General features: G+C 74.0%; 4 protein-coding genes. All 4 read right to left on the minus strand.

Annotated elements, in window-relative coordinates; all coding sequences use genetic code 11:
* Position 1: 1 nt before the first annotated feature.
* The gene (locus tag ABZZ04_RS29465) at positions 2–10,063 is read right to left on the minus strand and encodes an amino acid adenylation domain-containing protein (protein ID WP_356935260.1); all 10,062 of its coding nucleotides are present in this window, start codon (positions 10,061–10,063) and stop codon (positions 2–4) included.
* 18 nt (positions 10,064–10,081) lie between these two features.
* Positions 10,082–11,917 carry an acyl-CoA dehydrogenase gene (locus tag ABZZ04_RS29470; protein ID WP_356935261.1) on the minus strand — a complete coding sequence of 612 codons (1,836 nt, stop codon included), beginning with the start codon at positions 11,915–11,917 and terminating at the stop codon, positions 10,082–10,084.
* Between the two features lie 101 nt (positions 11,918–12,018).
* Entirely contained in the window at positions 12,019–13,605 is a 1,587-nt protein-coding gene (locus ABZZ04_RS29475) for an amino acid adenylation domain-containing protein (RefSeq protein ID WP_356935262.1), read from the minus strand.
* A gap of 40 nt (positions 13,606–13,645) precedes the next feature.
* Complete coding sequence (gene asnB, locus ABZZ04_RS29480) at positions 13,646–15,469, minus strand: asparagine synthase (glutamine-hydrolyzing) (RefSeq protein WP_356935263.1); 1,824 nt, start codon at positions 15,467–15,469, stop codon at positions 13,646–13,648.
* Between the last annotated feature and the right edge of the window lie 82 nt (positions 15,470–15,551).

Genomic DNA, 15,551 nt, shown 5'->3' on the forward strand with positions numbered 1-15,551 from the left:
GTCAGGTCCTCGTGTCGGGTGCGCCGGTGGGCGCCGTCGTGGTTCCGGGGACTTCGGCGTCGGTCTTCCCGCGGGATTCGTCCGCGGGGCGGACGGGTGGCGGATCACCGGGCAGCGGTTGTCCGGTTGCCCGTGCGCGACCGGCACGTGCCGCCGCCCCGCGGGATGCCGCCTGCCTGGCTCGCGCCGCACGTGCGTGGAACGCGTCGGTGCGGGTGGCGGCCGGCGGGGCGGCGCGTGCGGTGAGCGAGCGTGCCAGCGCCGCGACGGTGGGGTGTTCGAAGAGGGCCACCAGGGACAGTGGTGTGCCGAGCCGCTCGACGAGCAGGGCGTGCAGTGTGGCGAGGGTGAGGGAGTTGCCGCCCAGGTCGAAGAAGTTGTCGTGTGCGCCGATCTCCGCGAGGCCCAGTACTTCGCCCCATGCGGCGGCGATCAGTGTTTCGGTGTCGCCGGACGGGGCGACGCGGACGGCGGCCACCGGAAGGTCGGCCCGCCCCGGCCGGGGAAGCCGCGTCGGATCGACCTTGCCGCTGCTGGTCAGCGGGAGTCCGGCGAGCCAGACGACCGCCTCGGGCACCAGGTGGGACGGCAGCCGGGAGCGCAGCCCTTCCAGCAGTTCGACGGGGGTCGGGCGTGGTCCGTCCGCGGGCACCAGGTAGGCGACGAGGCTCGGTGAGGCCTGCGGGTCCCCGTGGACCACGGCCGCCGCGACGGCGGGGTGCCGCAACAGCGCCGTCTCGATCTCGCTCGGCTCGATCCGGTGTCCGCGGATCTTCAACTGGCGGTCGAGGCGGCCCAGGTACTCGATGGTGCCGTCCGGGAGGCGGCGGCCCCGGTCGCCGGTGCGGTACTCCGTCGGCGCCCCGTCGTCGGGGCCGGTGGCCGCGAAGCGCGCGCGGGTGAGTCCGGGGCGGCGCCAGTAGCCCGCCGCCGTGCCGGAGCCGCTCAGTACGATCTCGCCCGTGACGCCGACCGGGCAGCGCCCGCCGTACGGGTCGAGTACCCGGGCCCGGGTGCCGGTCACGGGCCGGCCCAGGATGTTGAGCGGTCCCTCGGCCTCGGCGTCCAGGTCGTGGGTGAGCGCGATGACGGTGGACTCCGTGGGGCCGTAGGCGTTGCGAACCCGGTACCCGGTGCCGGACGGCGGTCGGCGGGTGAGCGCCGCCGCGCCGACGATCATCCACCGCAGGTGCGGCAGCGGCGGGTCGGCCGCCCAGACCGACTCGGCGAGCGGCGTGGCGAGCAGCACCACCGACACCCGCCGGTCGTCGAGCCATCCGGGGAGCGTCCCGACGGCGAGCGGCCCTTCGTACGGCACGACACAGGCACCGTTGGCCAGGGCGGACCAGACGTCCCACTGGGTGGCGTCGAAGGAGACGCCGAGCAGTTGGCCGACCCGGTCCCCGGGGCCGAGGGCGAACGACTCCCGTCCCCACAGGGCGAGTTGGGCAAGGCCGCTGTGACGGACGACCACTCCCTTCGGCTCACCGGTGGTCCCGGAGGTGTGGACGACGTAGGCCGTTGTCCGGGGGTCCGTGGACGGAGCCTCCGGAGCGCCCGGCCGGGGAGAGTCCGAACAAGCTCCGTGCTCCGCTGTCGCGGGTCCGGCGCCGGGCGCCCCGGAAGCGGACGTTCCTTCGCGCGCCGGCGCCGCGGATCGGGGTCCGGGGGCCTGCGTCGCCGCCACGGTGAGGACGGTGGCTCCGGTCGTGCCGTGGCCGGCCGCCGTCCGCCGGTCGGCGGTCAGGACCGCGCAGGCGTCCAGGTCCGTCAGTATCGCGTCGACCCGGGCGGGCGGGGTCGCGGGATCGACGGGGCAGAAGGCCGCTCCCGCGTACCAGGCGGCCAGCATGGCGACGATCAGGTCCGCTCCCCGGTCGAGCAGCAGCGCGACCACCGGGTCCTCGGGCCGCAGGTGCGGACGGATCCGGGCGGCCAGTTCCTCGGCCCGGGTGTGCAGGGCCCGGTAGCTCAGCACACCGTCCGTCGTCTCCACCGCCGGTGCGTCCGGCGTGTGCCGGATCCAGTGGGCCACGAGCGCGGGAACGCTGGTGGCGGGCGCGGGTTCGCCGCCGTTCTCCCAGTCGGCCAGGCGTTCCGCTTCCCCGCGCCCGACGCCTTCTTCCCCGTGCCCCGCGCCGGTCTGCCCGCCGAGGAGGTCGAGCGCGTCGACACGTGTGTCCAGGGTCGTGGGCAGTGCGGTGAGCAGGCGGCCGAAGAGGACGGCCAGTTGCTCGACGTCGGCACGGCGGTAGCGGTCGCCGCGGTAGGCGATGCCGGCGCCCAGTGTGCCGCCGTGCAGCGAGAGGACCACGGTCAGCCCGAGCTTGCCGAGGTAGCCCGCTCCCTCTCCGGCCAGGGGCAGCCGGATCAGCGGACTGCCCGCGAGCCGGGCCGGGCGGCCGGGCTCGGTCTCCAGGCTCAGCGTCACATCGGCGTACGGGGTACGGCCGGGCCTGCGGGCGGGGTTCAGTCGCTCCACGACCTCCTCGAAGGGCGCTCCGCCGTGCTCGTACGCGTCCAGCGCCTCCGTTCGTACCGCACGCAGCAGGTCGAGCAGGGTCGCGTCGTCCGCCGGACGCGACCTCAGCAGCACCGTGTTCAGGCACGGGCCCAGCAGACCGGTGAACTCGGGGCGGTCGCGGTGGGTCAGCGGCGTGGCGATGACCACGTCGTCCCGGCCGGTCCACCGGTGCAGCAGGGCGGCCAGGGCGCCCGCCGCGAGCTGGTACGGCGTGAAGTCGTACTGCCGCTGCACCGGGCGCATCCGCTCCAGCAGGTCCGCGGGCAGCGGCACCGCGACCGAGGCGTTGGGTCCCGGTGCGGCGGGGGCGGGGAAGTCCAGGTACTGCGGTGCCCCGGCGAGGTGTTCCTCCCAGTACGCCAGGTCCTCGGCGCGCCGTTCGCCGCCCCGCTCGGCCTCCTGGGCCACGACGAAGTCCCGGTACTGGGTCCGCCGTGCGGTGTCGTCCGGCCGGGCGGCCGGTGCGGTGGCCGACGGGTCCCGGTCGAGAGCGAGCCGGTCGAGCGGGAGGTCCAGGACCGAGGGCAGTGCGGTGAGCAGGGCGGCGAGCCGGTGTGCGAGGCGTGCGGCCTCTGCCGGGGCGACCCGGTCGCCCCGGTGCGACAGCACTCCGCTGAGGCGGCCGTCCTGTTCGATCAGGGTGACGGTGATCCCGAACTTCGTCTCCCGGCGGCCCGGCTCCATCAGGAGGGGGGTCAGCGTGCCGCGGCCGAGGGCGGCGGTGCGGCCCGTGAGCAGGTTCATGTTGAGCGTGATGTCGATGTAGGGGGCGCAGCCGGGCTCGCGCTCCGGGTTCAGCCGTTCCAGGACGTCCTCGAACGGGGCGCCGCGGTGCTCGTGCGCGTCCAGCACCTCGGTCCGCATCGTACGGAGCAGGTCGAGCAGGGTAGCGCCGTGTGCCGGACGCGAGCGCAGGACCACCGTGTTCAGGCAGGGCCCCAGCAGGCCGGCGAACTCCGCGCGGTCGCGGAGCGAGGCGGGTACGCCGAAGGTGAGGTCGGGACGGCCGGTGGTCCGGTGCAGCACCGCCGCGAGGGCGCCCGCGACGACCATGAACCACGACAGGCCGTGTTCCTGCTGCACCGGGTGGAGACGGGCCGCCAGGTCGTCGGGCAGCACCAGTGGGATCGCGCCGTGCGGTTCCGTGTGTTCGGGGGCGGGGAACACGGCACCGGCGGGTGCTCCGGCGAGGTGTTCCGTCCAGTACGCCAGGTCGGCGACGCGTCGCGCGTCGCCGCGCTCGGCCTCCTGCGCGGCGGTGAAGTCGCGGTACTGGAGTGCCGGTTCGGGAAGCCGGACGCCTTCCTCGACGGCCCGGTAGCACTGCCCGAGTTCGGTGAGCAGGGCGGGAACGGACTCACCGTCGATGACGAGGTGGTGCAGGCACAGCAGCAGTGCGTGGCCACGGGTTCCCAGGTCGGCGAGTGCCGGGCGCAGCAGCCGTCCCGACGCCGGGTCGAAGGGCAGGGCCGCCTGCGTCCGCGTCCAGGCGTGGAGGTCCTGCTCCGGATCGGCGGCACCGCGCAGGTCGATGTGGTCCAGCGGCGGCGCCCACGGCTCGGTCACGTACTGGCGCAGGCGTCCGCCGTCCTCGGTGAAGGCGGTGCGCAGGATCTCGTGGCGGTCGACGAGCAGGCCCAGTGCCCGCCGCAGCACGGCGTGGTCGAGGCCCTCCGGTGCGCGCCAGGCGAGCACGATGTTGTGTGCGGTGTCCTGTGCGTGGCGTTCGGCGAGCCACAGGCGCTCCTGGAACCCGGAGGCCGGCGGTGCGGGCTCCGCCGCGACCGCCCGCCGGGCGCTGTCACCGGACGGCAGGGGCCGCGGTGGCCGGGGGGTGCCCGTCTCGTCGACGAGGTCGGCGAAGTCCTGCAGCCGGGGCCGCTCGAAGAGTGACCGCAGCGGCACGGTGACACCGAACTGTGCGCGGACCTCGCCGAGCATGCGGACCCCGAGCATCGAGTGCCCGCCGAGGGCGAAGAAGGAGTCGTCGGCCCCGACCTGCTCCAGGTCCAGCAGGCGGGCCCACAGCCCGGCCAGTTCCGTGGCGGTGGACGTGGCCGGGGCCCGTCCGCCGGACGTCTCCAGCGCGACGGCGGAAGCGCGCAGGGCGTGTGTGTCGAGCTTGCCGTTGGCGGTCAGCGGCAGGGCGTCGACGGTGCGCAGGACGGCGGGGAGCATGTACTCGGGGAGCGTCGCGCACAGGTGGGTGCGCAGTTCGGCCGCGGAGGGCGCCTCGTCGGGTGCCAGCAGATAGCCGACGAGTCGGTCGTCCTCCATGAGTACCGCCGCGTCGGCCACGGCCGGGTGCTCGCGCAGCCGCGCCTCGATCTCGCCGGGCTCGATGCGGAAGCCGCGCAGTTGGACCTGGGAGTCGGCACGGCCGAGGAACTCCAGTACTCCGTCCGGGCGGTAGCGGGCGAGGTCGCCGGTGCGGAAGAGCCGTCCGGGGCCGAAGGGGTTCGGCACGAAGCGTTCGGCGTCCAGTTCGGGCCGGTGGTGGTAGCCGTCCGCGACCCCGGCACCGCCGACGTACATCTCACCGACCGCGCCCACGGGCAGCAGCCGGCGCCCGCTCCGGCGGTCCAGGAGGTGCACGGTGGTGGTGGGGAGCGGGGTACCGATGACGCTGTTGCCCCGCTCGGCGTCCGCAGGGGTCACGGTGTGCGCGGTGACGTGCACGGTCGTCTCGGTGATGCCGTACATGTTCACCGGACGCACCCGCGGATGGCTGTCCAGCCACGGTGCGAGCAGGGCGGGTGCCAGCTGCTCCCCGCCGAGTACGAGATAGCGCAGGTGGTCGAGCGGGTCGGGCTCCTCCCGTTCGGCGCTCAGCAGCTGGCGGAACGCGCTGGGCGTCTGGTTGAGCACGGTGACCCGTTCGCGGCGCAGCAGCTGCCAGAAACGGCGGGGGTCGCGGGAGTCGTCCTCGGGGACGAGGACCACCCGGCCGCCGTGCGCGAGGCCGCAGAACAGTTCCCAGACGGAGAAGTCGAAGGCGTACGAGTGGAACATCGTCCACACGTCCGCCGGGCCGAGGGCGAGCGGAAGGCGGTCGTTGTCGATCAGTCGGACCGCGTTGCGGTGGCTGATGACGACGCCCTTGGGGCGGCCGGTGGTACCGGAGGTGTAGATGCAGTACGCGGGTGCGTCGGGGCCGACCCCGGGCAGCGGGTCGGCGGGGGCCGGCGAACGGCGGGCCGCTGTTTCGAGCACGCCTGCGGCCAGGATCTCCCCGGTGTACGCATCCGGGACCGTCGCCGCGGCGGCCTTCCCGTCGGGTGTGTCCGGCACGACCACCCGGCGGGCGCCGGAGTCGGCGAGGATGAACTCCTTGCGCCCGTCCGGCAGGGCGGGGTCCAGCGGCAGGTAGGCGCCGCCCGCCATCAGCACGGCGAGCATCGCCTCGATCTGCGCCGCGCCGCGGGGCAGCAGCAGCGCCACCAGTTCGCCGGGCAGGACGCCGTGCGCGACGAGCCCGGCCGCCAGCAGTTCGGCCCGCCCCAGCAGTTCGCCGTAGGTGTGGTGCCGTGCGGGTTCGTCGGTCGCGTCGGTGAGTGCGACGGCCTCGGGGTGGTTCACGGCCCTGTCGCGCAGCAGGCCGTGAAGGGTGGTTTCCGGGTAGGCGGCGTCGGTGGCGTTCCAGACCGCCAGCTGGGTGCGCCGCTCGTGGGCGGTCAGTGGTTCCGCCGCGCCGACCGGCCGGTGCGGCTCGGCGAGCAGGATGCGCAGGAGTCGGACGTAGTGCTCGGCCATCAGACGCATCTGCGCCTCGTCGAAGTAGAGCGCGTTGAACACCAGTCGTCCCGCGCAGCCCTGTCCGTCGGGGCCGCCCTGTCCGTCGGGGCCGCTCCGTCCGTCGGGCCTCAGGAACAGGTGCAGGTCGTACTTGCCGTGGCCGCCGCCCGGTTCGACCGCCTCAACGGCGGCACCGTCCGGAGAAGTGAGGGAGGCGGGACCGTCGGCCCAGGTGAACAGGACGTCGAACAGGGCGGTTCGGCTCATGTCCTTGGCCGGGTCGAGCCGCCGGACCAGTTCGTCGAACCAGGCGAGTTCGTGCTTCCGCGCTCCCGCGAGCTCCGCTCCGACGTGCATCGCCAACTCGTCGAACGTGGCGTCGGCGCGGGGCCGCAACCGCAGGGGCAGCAGGTTGGCGAGCGGGCCCACCACCCGGCGGTCCCGGACGCCGCGGCCGTGGTGCGCGACGCCGACGACCATCTCCTCCTGGCCCGAGTACCAGCCCAGCAGGGCGGCGAAGACGGCGAGGTGGACGTCCTGGCGGGCCAGGCCGTGGCGCTCGGCGAAGGCGGTGACCGGCAGGTCGTCGGGGAGCAGCAGGGGGACGGACTGCTCCCGGTAGACGTGGACCGCGGCGCGGGGGCGTCGTTCGGGCAGCCGCAGCGGGTCCGTGTCGCCGCGCAGGTCCTCGGCGCGGGTGTCCAGGTCGGTCCGCCGGTCCTGCTCCGGGCGGGCGGCGAGCCACTCGTGATAGCTGCTGCCGGTGACGGGCGCGCCGTTCAGCGCGGCCAGCAGGTCCTCCGCCACGACCAGCAGCGACGTACGGTCGACCACCGCCTGGTGGCCGAGGAGGGCCAGCCACGTCGCGCCCCCGGGCGACGGCCGGACAACGGCCACGCGCAGCAGCGGCCCCCGGTCGAGGTCGAAGGGTTCCGAGGCCCACCTCCGCAGCGTCCCGGGCACCTCGGCCTCGGGGTCGGGGTCGGGGGCGGGGTCGAACCAGTGCGCCACCACCCGGGCGTGGCGGTGAACACGCTGCACGGTCCGGTCGTCGGTCGTGGTGAGGTCGGTGCGCAGGGCCTCGTGCGCGGCGACTACCTGGTCGACGGCCTCCTGGAGGCGCTCGGTCGTGGGCTCCCGGTCCAGACGCAGGAACAGGGGCAGGTTGTGGTAGACGGGCGAGGCCGGGTAGAGACTGCCCTTCTCGAACCGGTCGATGAACGCGATGCGTTCCTGGTGGGCCGAGGCGGGGTGCAGCGTGTGGTCGGCAGGTGCGCTCCCGGACGCCGCCGCGTCGTGGGAGGGGCGCGGTGGGTCTGCCGGGTCCGCCGTCTCCGGGTCCGCCGTCTCCGGGTCCGCCGCGGCTTCGTCGTAGCAGGCGGAGAGCTCGCCCAGGAACACCCCTGCGGACTCCCCGTCCCACACCAGGTGGTGCAGGCAGACGAAGAGCGTCTGTTCTCCCTCGTCCGTCTCCAGCAGCGCGGCCGTCAGCAGCCGGCCGTCGGCGGGGTCGAAACGGTGGCCGGCGGCCCGGTCCAGCCAGTCCCGCAGTGCGCTGCCGCGGTCCTCGTGGCCGCGCAGGTCGACGTGATCGAGCCGGGGCTGCCACTCCTCCCCGACCTGCTGCCGCAACCGTCCGCCGTGCTCGACGAAACGGGTGCGCAGAATCTCGTGCCGCGCCACCAGCAGTTCCAGGGCGCGGGCCAGGGTCTCCGGTCGCAGCGGGGCACCGGGGACGCGCCAGGCCAGCGGCACGTTGTAGGTCCCGGTACCGGGGTCGACCCGCTCGGCGAGCCAGATGCGCTGTTGGAAGGCGGCAGCGGGGAAGAAGGCGTCCTCCTCACGTTCCCCGGACCCCATCGGTTCCCCGGAACCCTCCCGTTCCCCGTGCCCCGGCGCTTCCTCCGGTGCGGGATCCGGTACGGCCGGGTCCCGGTCTCCCGCGGGAGCCGCGGAGGCGGCCCCCTCATCGAGGTGGGCGACGAAGTCCCGTAGCCGCGGGTACTCGAAGAGGGCTCGCAGCGGCACGTCCCGGCCCAGACCGTCGCCGACCGCGATCACCAGTGATTCGGCGAGCAGCGAGTGCCCGCCGAGTTCGAAGAACGAGTCGTCGGGCGCGATCCCGTCGACCCGGAGGACCTCCTCCCACAGTCGCACCATGTCCGCGACCTCCGGCGTGACCGCGCCGGCGGGTACGGGCTCCGGCACGGCAGCGGGCCGGCGGACCGTCTCCACCCGGATCACGGGCGCCCGTTCGCCGAACTCGGCGCGTACCGGTGCGAGGGCCTCGTCGGCGCTCACGGACGCGTCGACGGTGAGCCGGGCGTGGAGCTCGGCTCCCCCGCCGGTGGGTGTCACCACGGCGCTCCGCACGGCCGGATGGCCGCCGATCAGCTCGGCGATGCCGGATGCGCGCACGGGTCCGTGTGCCGTCGTGACGGGGTCGGTGAAGTCGTCGACGGCGGCGTCCGGGTCGTCGGCGACGGCCTCCAGCACCCGGGTGTAGTCGTCGGCCATCATCCGCAGCAGGGTCGCGCCGACCGCGCCGCCCGGGTCCTTCCACAGCACGTGCGTACCGCCGCTGTCCTCACGGACCATGACCGCGAGGGTGTAGTCGGCGCTGCTCTCCATGGCGAGCAGGGTCAGCGCGCACTCGCCGCCGTCCGTGCGCAGCTTCAGGTCCCGCACGTCCACGTCCGCCCGCAGGCCCGCGTTCCAGTACTGGAAGACCGTTCCGTGGGTGCGGGCGCGGGATTCCCAGCCGGTGAGCCCGGCTTCGCGCAGGATCGCCGGGAGCGGGAGTTCGCCGTGGGTCATCGCGGCGCGCAGCGTGCTGCGCAGGGACGCGAACACCGTGGCGTACGAGTCCCCGCCCCGTACCCGCTGCCGGACGGGCAGGGCGTTGACGAAGTAGCCGACGGTCTCGCGCGTGGCGGGGTCGACGCGTCCGTGGAAGGGGACGGACGCCAGCAGGTCCTCCTGACCGCAGTACCGGCGCAGCAGGGCGAAGTAGGCGCCGAAGAGCACGGTCACGTAGGAGATGCCGAGTTCCTGGGCCCGGGTGCGCAGCCGCGCGACGAGTCCGGGGTCGAGCGCGGTGTCCAGGACGGCGTGGCCCGGCCCGTCGACGGAACCGGGCAGGGCGAGGGCGGGCAGTTCGCCGCCCAGCACCTCGCGCCAGTGGGCTCGGTGGGTGTCGCCGGCGGGTGTGCGGGTCAGTTCGCGGGAACGGGCCGCGAACGCGGTGAGGACGGCGGCGGGATCGGCTGCGTCCAGTGGCTCGCCGGCGTAGGCGCTGCGCAGCCGGTCGAGCAGGAGGAGGATCGAGGCTCCGTCGAAGACCAGGTGGTGGACGGAGGGGAGCAGCACGGTCCAGCCCGGACCGTGCAGCACGTCGACCCGGGCCAGCGGCCCGCGGCGCAGGTCGAAGGGGCGCCGCCAGATACGGCGTGTCTCCTCGTCGATCCCACCGTTCACGGTGTGTTCGACGACGGGGATCGGCTGGGCGTCCGCCCAGTCGACGGCCGGGCCGTCGGGCGTCTCGACCACCCGGGCGCAGAGTTGGGGGTGGGCCACGCCGAGCGTGTCGACGGCCGACCGGAGCCGGTTCACGTCGAGCGTGCCGCGCACCCGGAACGGGGTCGGAATGATGTGGGTCCACTGGCCGGGGTCGAGTTTCCAGGAGACCCACATGGCCTCCTGCCCGACGGAGAGCGGAACCCGTGAGGCGTTCGGGGTGCCCGGGGCCCGGGAGTCCGCCGGGGGCAGGGCAGAGGTGTCGTCCGGACGGGGTGTCGTGGTCATCTGCTGTCGCTCCTCGCGTCAGTGCCGGATCGGGGCAACGGTGTCGGTCGCGGGGGCGAGGCCCTCGGCCGGCCGGTGGGGCCCGTCGGCGGCGAGCCAGGCGGTGCTCAGTCCGGTGAAGTCCGCGCCGCTCCCGCCGTCGTTGTCGAACCGCCCGGCTTCCTCGGACGCGGCGTGGTCGAGCCGGTGCCAGAGGTCGGCCAGCCGGAGCCGGGCCGCGGTGCAGTACAGGTCGGCGAGGCGTTGCGGCTCGCAGTGGTCCGTGACCGCGGTCGCGGCGGACGTGCGGGAGGCACGGGCCAGGGAGGCCGACATGGTGAGCAGTTCGCCGCTGATGCCGGAGAGGAGGATGAGCAGCCGCTGCCGGGCGACCAGGTCGGCCTGGTCGGGGTGGCGGCGGGCCAGTTCGAGACAGGTGCGGCCGAACCGGTGCACCGCCTCGGCGACCGCGGCCAGGTGGGTGTGGTTGCGGTCGGTCAGGATCGCGTCCCCGGGGTCCACGGCGGGGGCGGGAGCCGTCGCCGGTTCGTCCGCGTGGTCGGGTTCCGGGTAGTAGTAGGACAGGATTCCGCGGCCCGCGATCCAGTTGTCGATCTGGAAGTCGACGCCCCCGGAGATCCGCATGTTGCGGACGTCGCGAACGGCTTGTTCGAGCGGGATGGCGGGTGCTCCGCGCAGGGCCTTGCTGCGTGCGGTCTCGTACCCCTCCGCTGCCAGCAGGGACATCGTCCGGTCGGCGATCCGTCCGGCGGTGACCGATCCGATGTTCTTCGCCGCGTTCTGTTCGAAGGCCAGGTTCCTGGTCAGCCCCAGGTCCTCGGAGATCAGGGCGGCGCGTGCGACGCTCTCGACGGCGTACGTCTCGGAGAGGGACTCGGCGAGCAGGCGCCGGATCTCCTCGTACTCCCCGAGGGGGCGGCCGTCGACGGCGCGGCGGTTGACGAACTCCCGTGACCAGCGCAGGCAGAGCTTGGCCACCGCGAGCGAGGGCGAGACGATCATGTGGAGCCGGCCGCGCATGACGAGCCGGGAGACGGCCGGGGTGAGCCGTGACCGGTGTTCCGTGCCCGCCTCGACGAGTTGGTGGTCGGCGGGCACCCGGACGTCGTCGAGGACGATCCAGCCGTTGGGGAACCCCCTGATGCCGGAGAACTCCTGGTGCTCGCCGTTGTGGAAGCCCGGGGTGTCCGCCTCGACGAAGAACACCCGGTTGCGTTCCACACCGTCTTCGAGGACGGACGCGGTCACGCTGAACAGGGTGCCGACGGGGGCGTGTCCGACGAAGACCTTGTGTCCGTTCAGGACATAGGCGGTTCCTCCGTCGACCGGTTCGGCGGAGGTGAAGCGCCGTTGGTTCGCCGCCCCCTCGGGCTCGGTGTCGGCCGTCCCCGACAGCCCGCCGCCCACGACGTGCTTGTGCAGCAGTTCCTTGAGCGGGCCGTCGGGCACCACGGGCAGGAAGGCCGGGGCGCCGACGGAGTTCTCGATCCCCATGACCAGGGACACGGGGAAGCACCGGCTCGCGGCCGCCTCGATCATGCGGAAGGTGTTGAAGTGGGAGAGTCCCAGGCCGCCGAGCTCCTCGCCGAGCTGAAGGCCCAGGTACCCGCGGGAGCGCAGCTCGGCGAAGAGACCGTCGGGCAGCCGTCCTTCGGCCTCCACGGCGACCGGGTCGACGTGGTCGCGCAGGAACGCGTCGAGCGCGGCCACCGCCTCGTCCCCGCGTGCCCGGTCGGCGGGGTCCTGCTCGGGGAAGGGGTGGATGAGGTCCCACCGGAAGCGGCCCTGGTACAGCTCCTCCAGGAAGCTCGGCCGGTCGGGGTCGCTGACGAGGTTGCGGGTGCGCTGGGCCACGGGGCTCCTTTGCTGCGGTGCGGGATCGACTTCGCTGCGGTGCGGGGTCGGCTTCGCTGCGGTACGGGGTCGTGTCGACGGTCGGTCGGGGGCGCCGGACGTCAGCCGACGGTCTCCGGGGCGGCGGTGAACTCCTGGGCCAGCGCCCGCCGGTCGGTCTTGCCCGTCGGGCCGAGGGGAAGTTCCGGCAGCGCCACGAAGCGGCCGGGCACCAGATGCCGTGGCAGCCGGGCTCGGGCGACCGCGAGCAGGCGGGTGGCGACCTCGCCCGGGTCGGCGTGGTCGGCGACCGTCCAGCAGGCCGTCATCATGGGCTCGCCCACTTGGCCGACGGTCTTGACCACCACGAGGTCGCGCACCCCCGGCAGTCCGCGCAGTACCGCCTCCACCTCGCCCGGCTCGATCCGGAAGCCGTTGATCTTGACCTGGCTGTCGGCCCGGCCCGCGTAGCACAGCACTCCCCCGGGCAGCACCCTGGCCAGGTCCCCGCTGCGGTAGTGGCGGCGCGGTGGGCCGTCCGCGGCCGGGAGCTCCGCGAAGCGCTCGGCGGTCAGGTCCGGGCGGCCGAGGTAGCCGAGCGCGACTCCGCTGCCCGCCACGTGGATCTCGCCGGTCCCGCCGGGCGGCACGGGCGCACCGTTCTCGTCGAGCACCCGCAGCTCCCATCCGTCGAGCGGTTCGCCCAGATCGAGTGCGAAGCCGGACTCCGCGTCCTGGGACGGGTCCCCGTCCAGCTCGGCGTCGGTCAGTGGCCGGGAGGTCACGAACACCGTCGTCTCGGTGATGCCGTAGGTGTTGACGAAGCGGGTGTCCGGGCCGAACGCCCGCCGCCAGGCGCGTATGTCGGCCACGTCCACGCACTCGCCGCCGAAGATCACGTAACGCAGGCCGGGGGCGGGTGTGATGCCGGGGCGCACGGCGCGCACCAGGTGGCGGAAGACCGACGGCACGACGTTGAGGACCGTGACGCGTTCGCGCACGAGCAGGTCGAGCATGGAGCGGGGCGAACGGGCCGTCTCCTCCGGCACCACGACGAGCGTGGCGCCGTGCGCGAGCGCTCCCCACACCTCCCAGACGGAGAAGTCGAAGGAGGCCGAGTGGAACATCGTCCAGACGTCGTCGCCGTTCAGCGCGTAGCGGTCGTCGCAGGCCCGGACGAGCGCGCGCACGTTGCGGTGCGGGACCAGCACGCCCTTGGGCCGTCCGGTGGATCCCGAGGTGTAGATGACGTAGGCGGGATCGGCGGGATCGGTCGCGGCGGCCGGCGCCGCGTCCGGCGGGCTCTCCGGTTCCGGCAGGTCCAGGCGTACGACGGGCAGCCCGGCCAGTCCCGCGGGCAGTTCCCGGTCGGACACGACGAGCGAGAGCGCGGCGTCCTCGGCGATGAACTCCAGCCGTTCCGCCGGGTAGGCGGGGTCGAGCGGGACGTAGGTGTGGCCGCTCTTGAGCACCGCGAGCATGGCGACGACGATGTCGGTGCCGCGTCGCAGGTGCAGGCCGATGCGGTCGCCGCCCCCGGGGAGCGACGCGTGCAGCCGGGCGGCCAGTCGGTCGGCGCGGTGTGCGGACTCGGCGTAGGTGAGCGAGCCGCGGTCGTCGCGCAGGGCCGTCCGGTCCGGTACGCGTGCGGCCTGTGCGTCGAAGAGGTGGTGGAGGAGGCGGGGGGATTCGGTCGGGGCGTGTGTCATGGCGGGGAAGGGCCTTCGCTGGTCGGTGCGGCGGACGGGGTCAGAGCGCGAGGCGGACCGACAGGCGGCGCAGCCAGGCGTCGAGGTGGAGCACCATTTCGACGTCCGCGCGGCCGAGCCAGCCGCCCCGGTCCAGCAGGCGCGGGTCCTCGGACACCCGGCGGGCGGCGGGCAGGTCCAGCAGCGGCCGGACCGGGGCGGCGGTGTCCGCCAGCAGATCGCGCAGCCGCACCGTCAGCCGCTGCTTGTAGGCGGGGTGATAGGTGATCGGGAAGGGGACCTTCTGCCGGGTGAGGACGGATTCCGGCAGCAGGTCGCGGACGACGGCCCGCAGCAGGTCCTTCTCCCGGCCGTCGAAGGACTTCAACTGCCAGGGGACGTTGTAGAGGTAGTTCATCAGGCGGTGGTCGATGAAGGGGAACCGCACCTGGAGCCCCACTGCGGCGGCCAGGCGCTCGGAGTGCGGCACCGCCTGCTCGTAGAGCCGGGTCATGTGGAGGTAGTCGATCTCGCGCGCCCTGCGGTCGGCCGCGCTCGCCCCGTCCAGATGGGGGACCTCGTCGCAGGCCTCCTGGTAGCGGGCGGCGCAGTGCCCGCCCAGGTCCACCGTGCGCAGCAGCCCGGGGTCGATGAGCCCGTTGCCGATGCCGTGGGGCATGCCGAGGCGGTGCGCCCGCTCGATCCAGGGGAAGGTGCGTTCGCGTTCGGTCACCGGCTCCCCCGCGGCGAACAGGCCGCCGAAGACCGCGTCGGCGCCCTCGCCACTGAGCACCGTCTTCTCGCTGCGGGCGATCCGGCGGTAGAAGAGGTAGGGGGTGAGGTTCTTGTCCCCGAACGGGTTGGGCGCGTCCTTGGCCGCGACCACTGCGGCCTCGGTGACCGGATCGGTGAGTTCGTCCGGGACTATCCGCACGTACTGGTGGTCGGAGCCCAGCCGTCGCACGACGTCCGCGGCGAAGGGCCGGTCGGGTACCGCAACGGCCCGTTCGCCGTCGAAGTCCACGGTGAAGGTGCGCGGCGGGGTTCCCCGCAGGGCGCCGGCGCATCCCGCGAGGGCGCTGGAGTCCAGCCCGCCGGAGAGGAGCACGGCCGGTGCGGCCCCCGCGCAGTCGCGCTCGATCGCGTCCTCCAGGAGCCCCCTGGCGGTCTTCACCGTCAGGTCGAGGTCGTGCCTGTGCGGCCGTGCCTCGTAGGTCCAGTAGCGCCGTTCGGTGATGCCGTCCGCCCGTACCCGCACCACGTGGGCGGCCTTGACCTCGTGCACGTCCCGCAGGACGGACCGGCCCGCCTCCCGTACCTGGGAGAGCGCGGCGCACAGCCCGCGCGCGTCCAGTTCGGCGGGGACGAGGGGGTGTTCCAGGAGTGCGGCGACCTCGGAGGCGAAGACCAGCCCGCCGCCGGGCGGCCGGACGTAGCTGAGCGGTTTGACGCCCACGCGGTCGCGGCACAGCAGCAGTTCGCGGCTGCGCGCGTCCCAGACCGCGAAGGCGAACAGCCCTTCCAGCCGCGCCGCCGCACCGGGTCCCCACGCCAGCACGGCGTGCAGGACCGTGGCGGCGTCGCCGCGTGCGTGGACGGTGTGTCCGCCCGCGGCCAGGGCCGTGCGCAGTTCGGCGGCGTTGGTGAGGGCGCCGTCGAAGGTGATGGCGCCGAGGGTCCGGCCGTCCTCCACGACTCGTTCGGGACCGGTGGCGGTGTGCGGTTCGGCCCCGTCCGACCGGTGGCCGAGGGACACGTGGCGGTCGGACCACAGTCCCTCGCCGTGCCGACCGCGTGCCGCCAGCCGCGCGGTCATGGCGGCGACGGCGAATCCCTCGTGGGTCAGATCGCGCTGGTGGTCCACCCAGCCGGCGAGCCCGGACATGGCGTTCTCCTCTGTCGGTCTGCTCGTGGAACGGCGTGCGGCCGGCGACGCGCGGCCGCCGCCTGCCCGGCCGTGTCGACGG

Origin of the sequence: Streptomyces sp. NPDC006435 (assembly GCF_040612315.1) — a bacterium.
Classification (GTDB): domain Bacteria; phylum Actinomycetota; class Actinomycetes; order Streptomycetales; family Streptomycetaceae; genus Streptomyces.

Bases quoted from the DNA above. Each gene is read 5' to 3' on its own strand.
- ABZZ04_RS29465 (WP_356935260.1), bottom strand. From the start codon at position 10,063: ATGACCACGACACCCCGTCCGGACGACACCTCTGCCCTGCCCCCGGCG.
- ABZZ04_RS29475 (WP_356935262.1), bottom strand. From the start codon at position 13,605: ATGACACACGCCCCGACCGAATCCCCCCGCCTCCTCCACCACCTCTTC.
- asnB (WP_356935263.1), bottom strand. From the start codon at position 15,469: ATGTCCGGGCTCGCCGGCTGGGTGGACCACCAGCGCGATCTGACCCAC.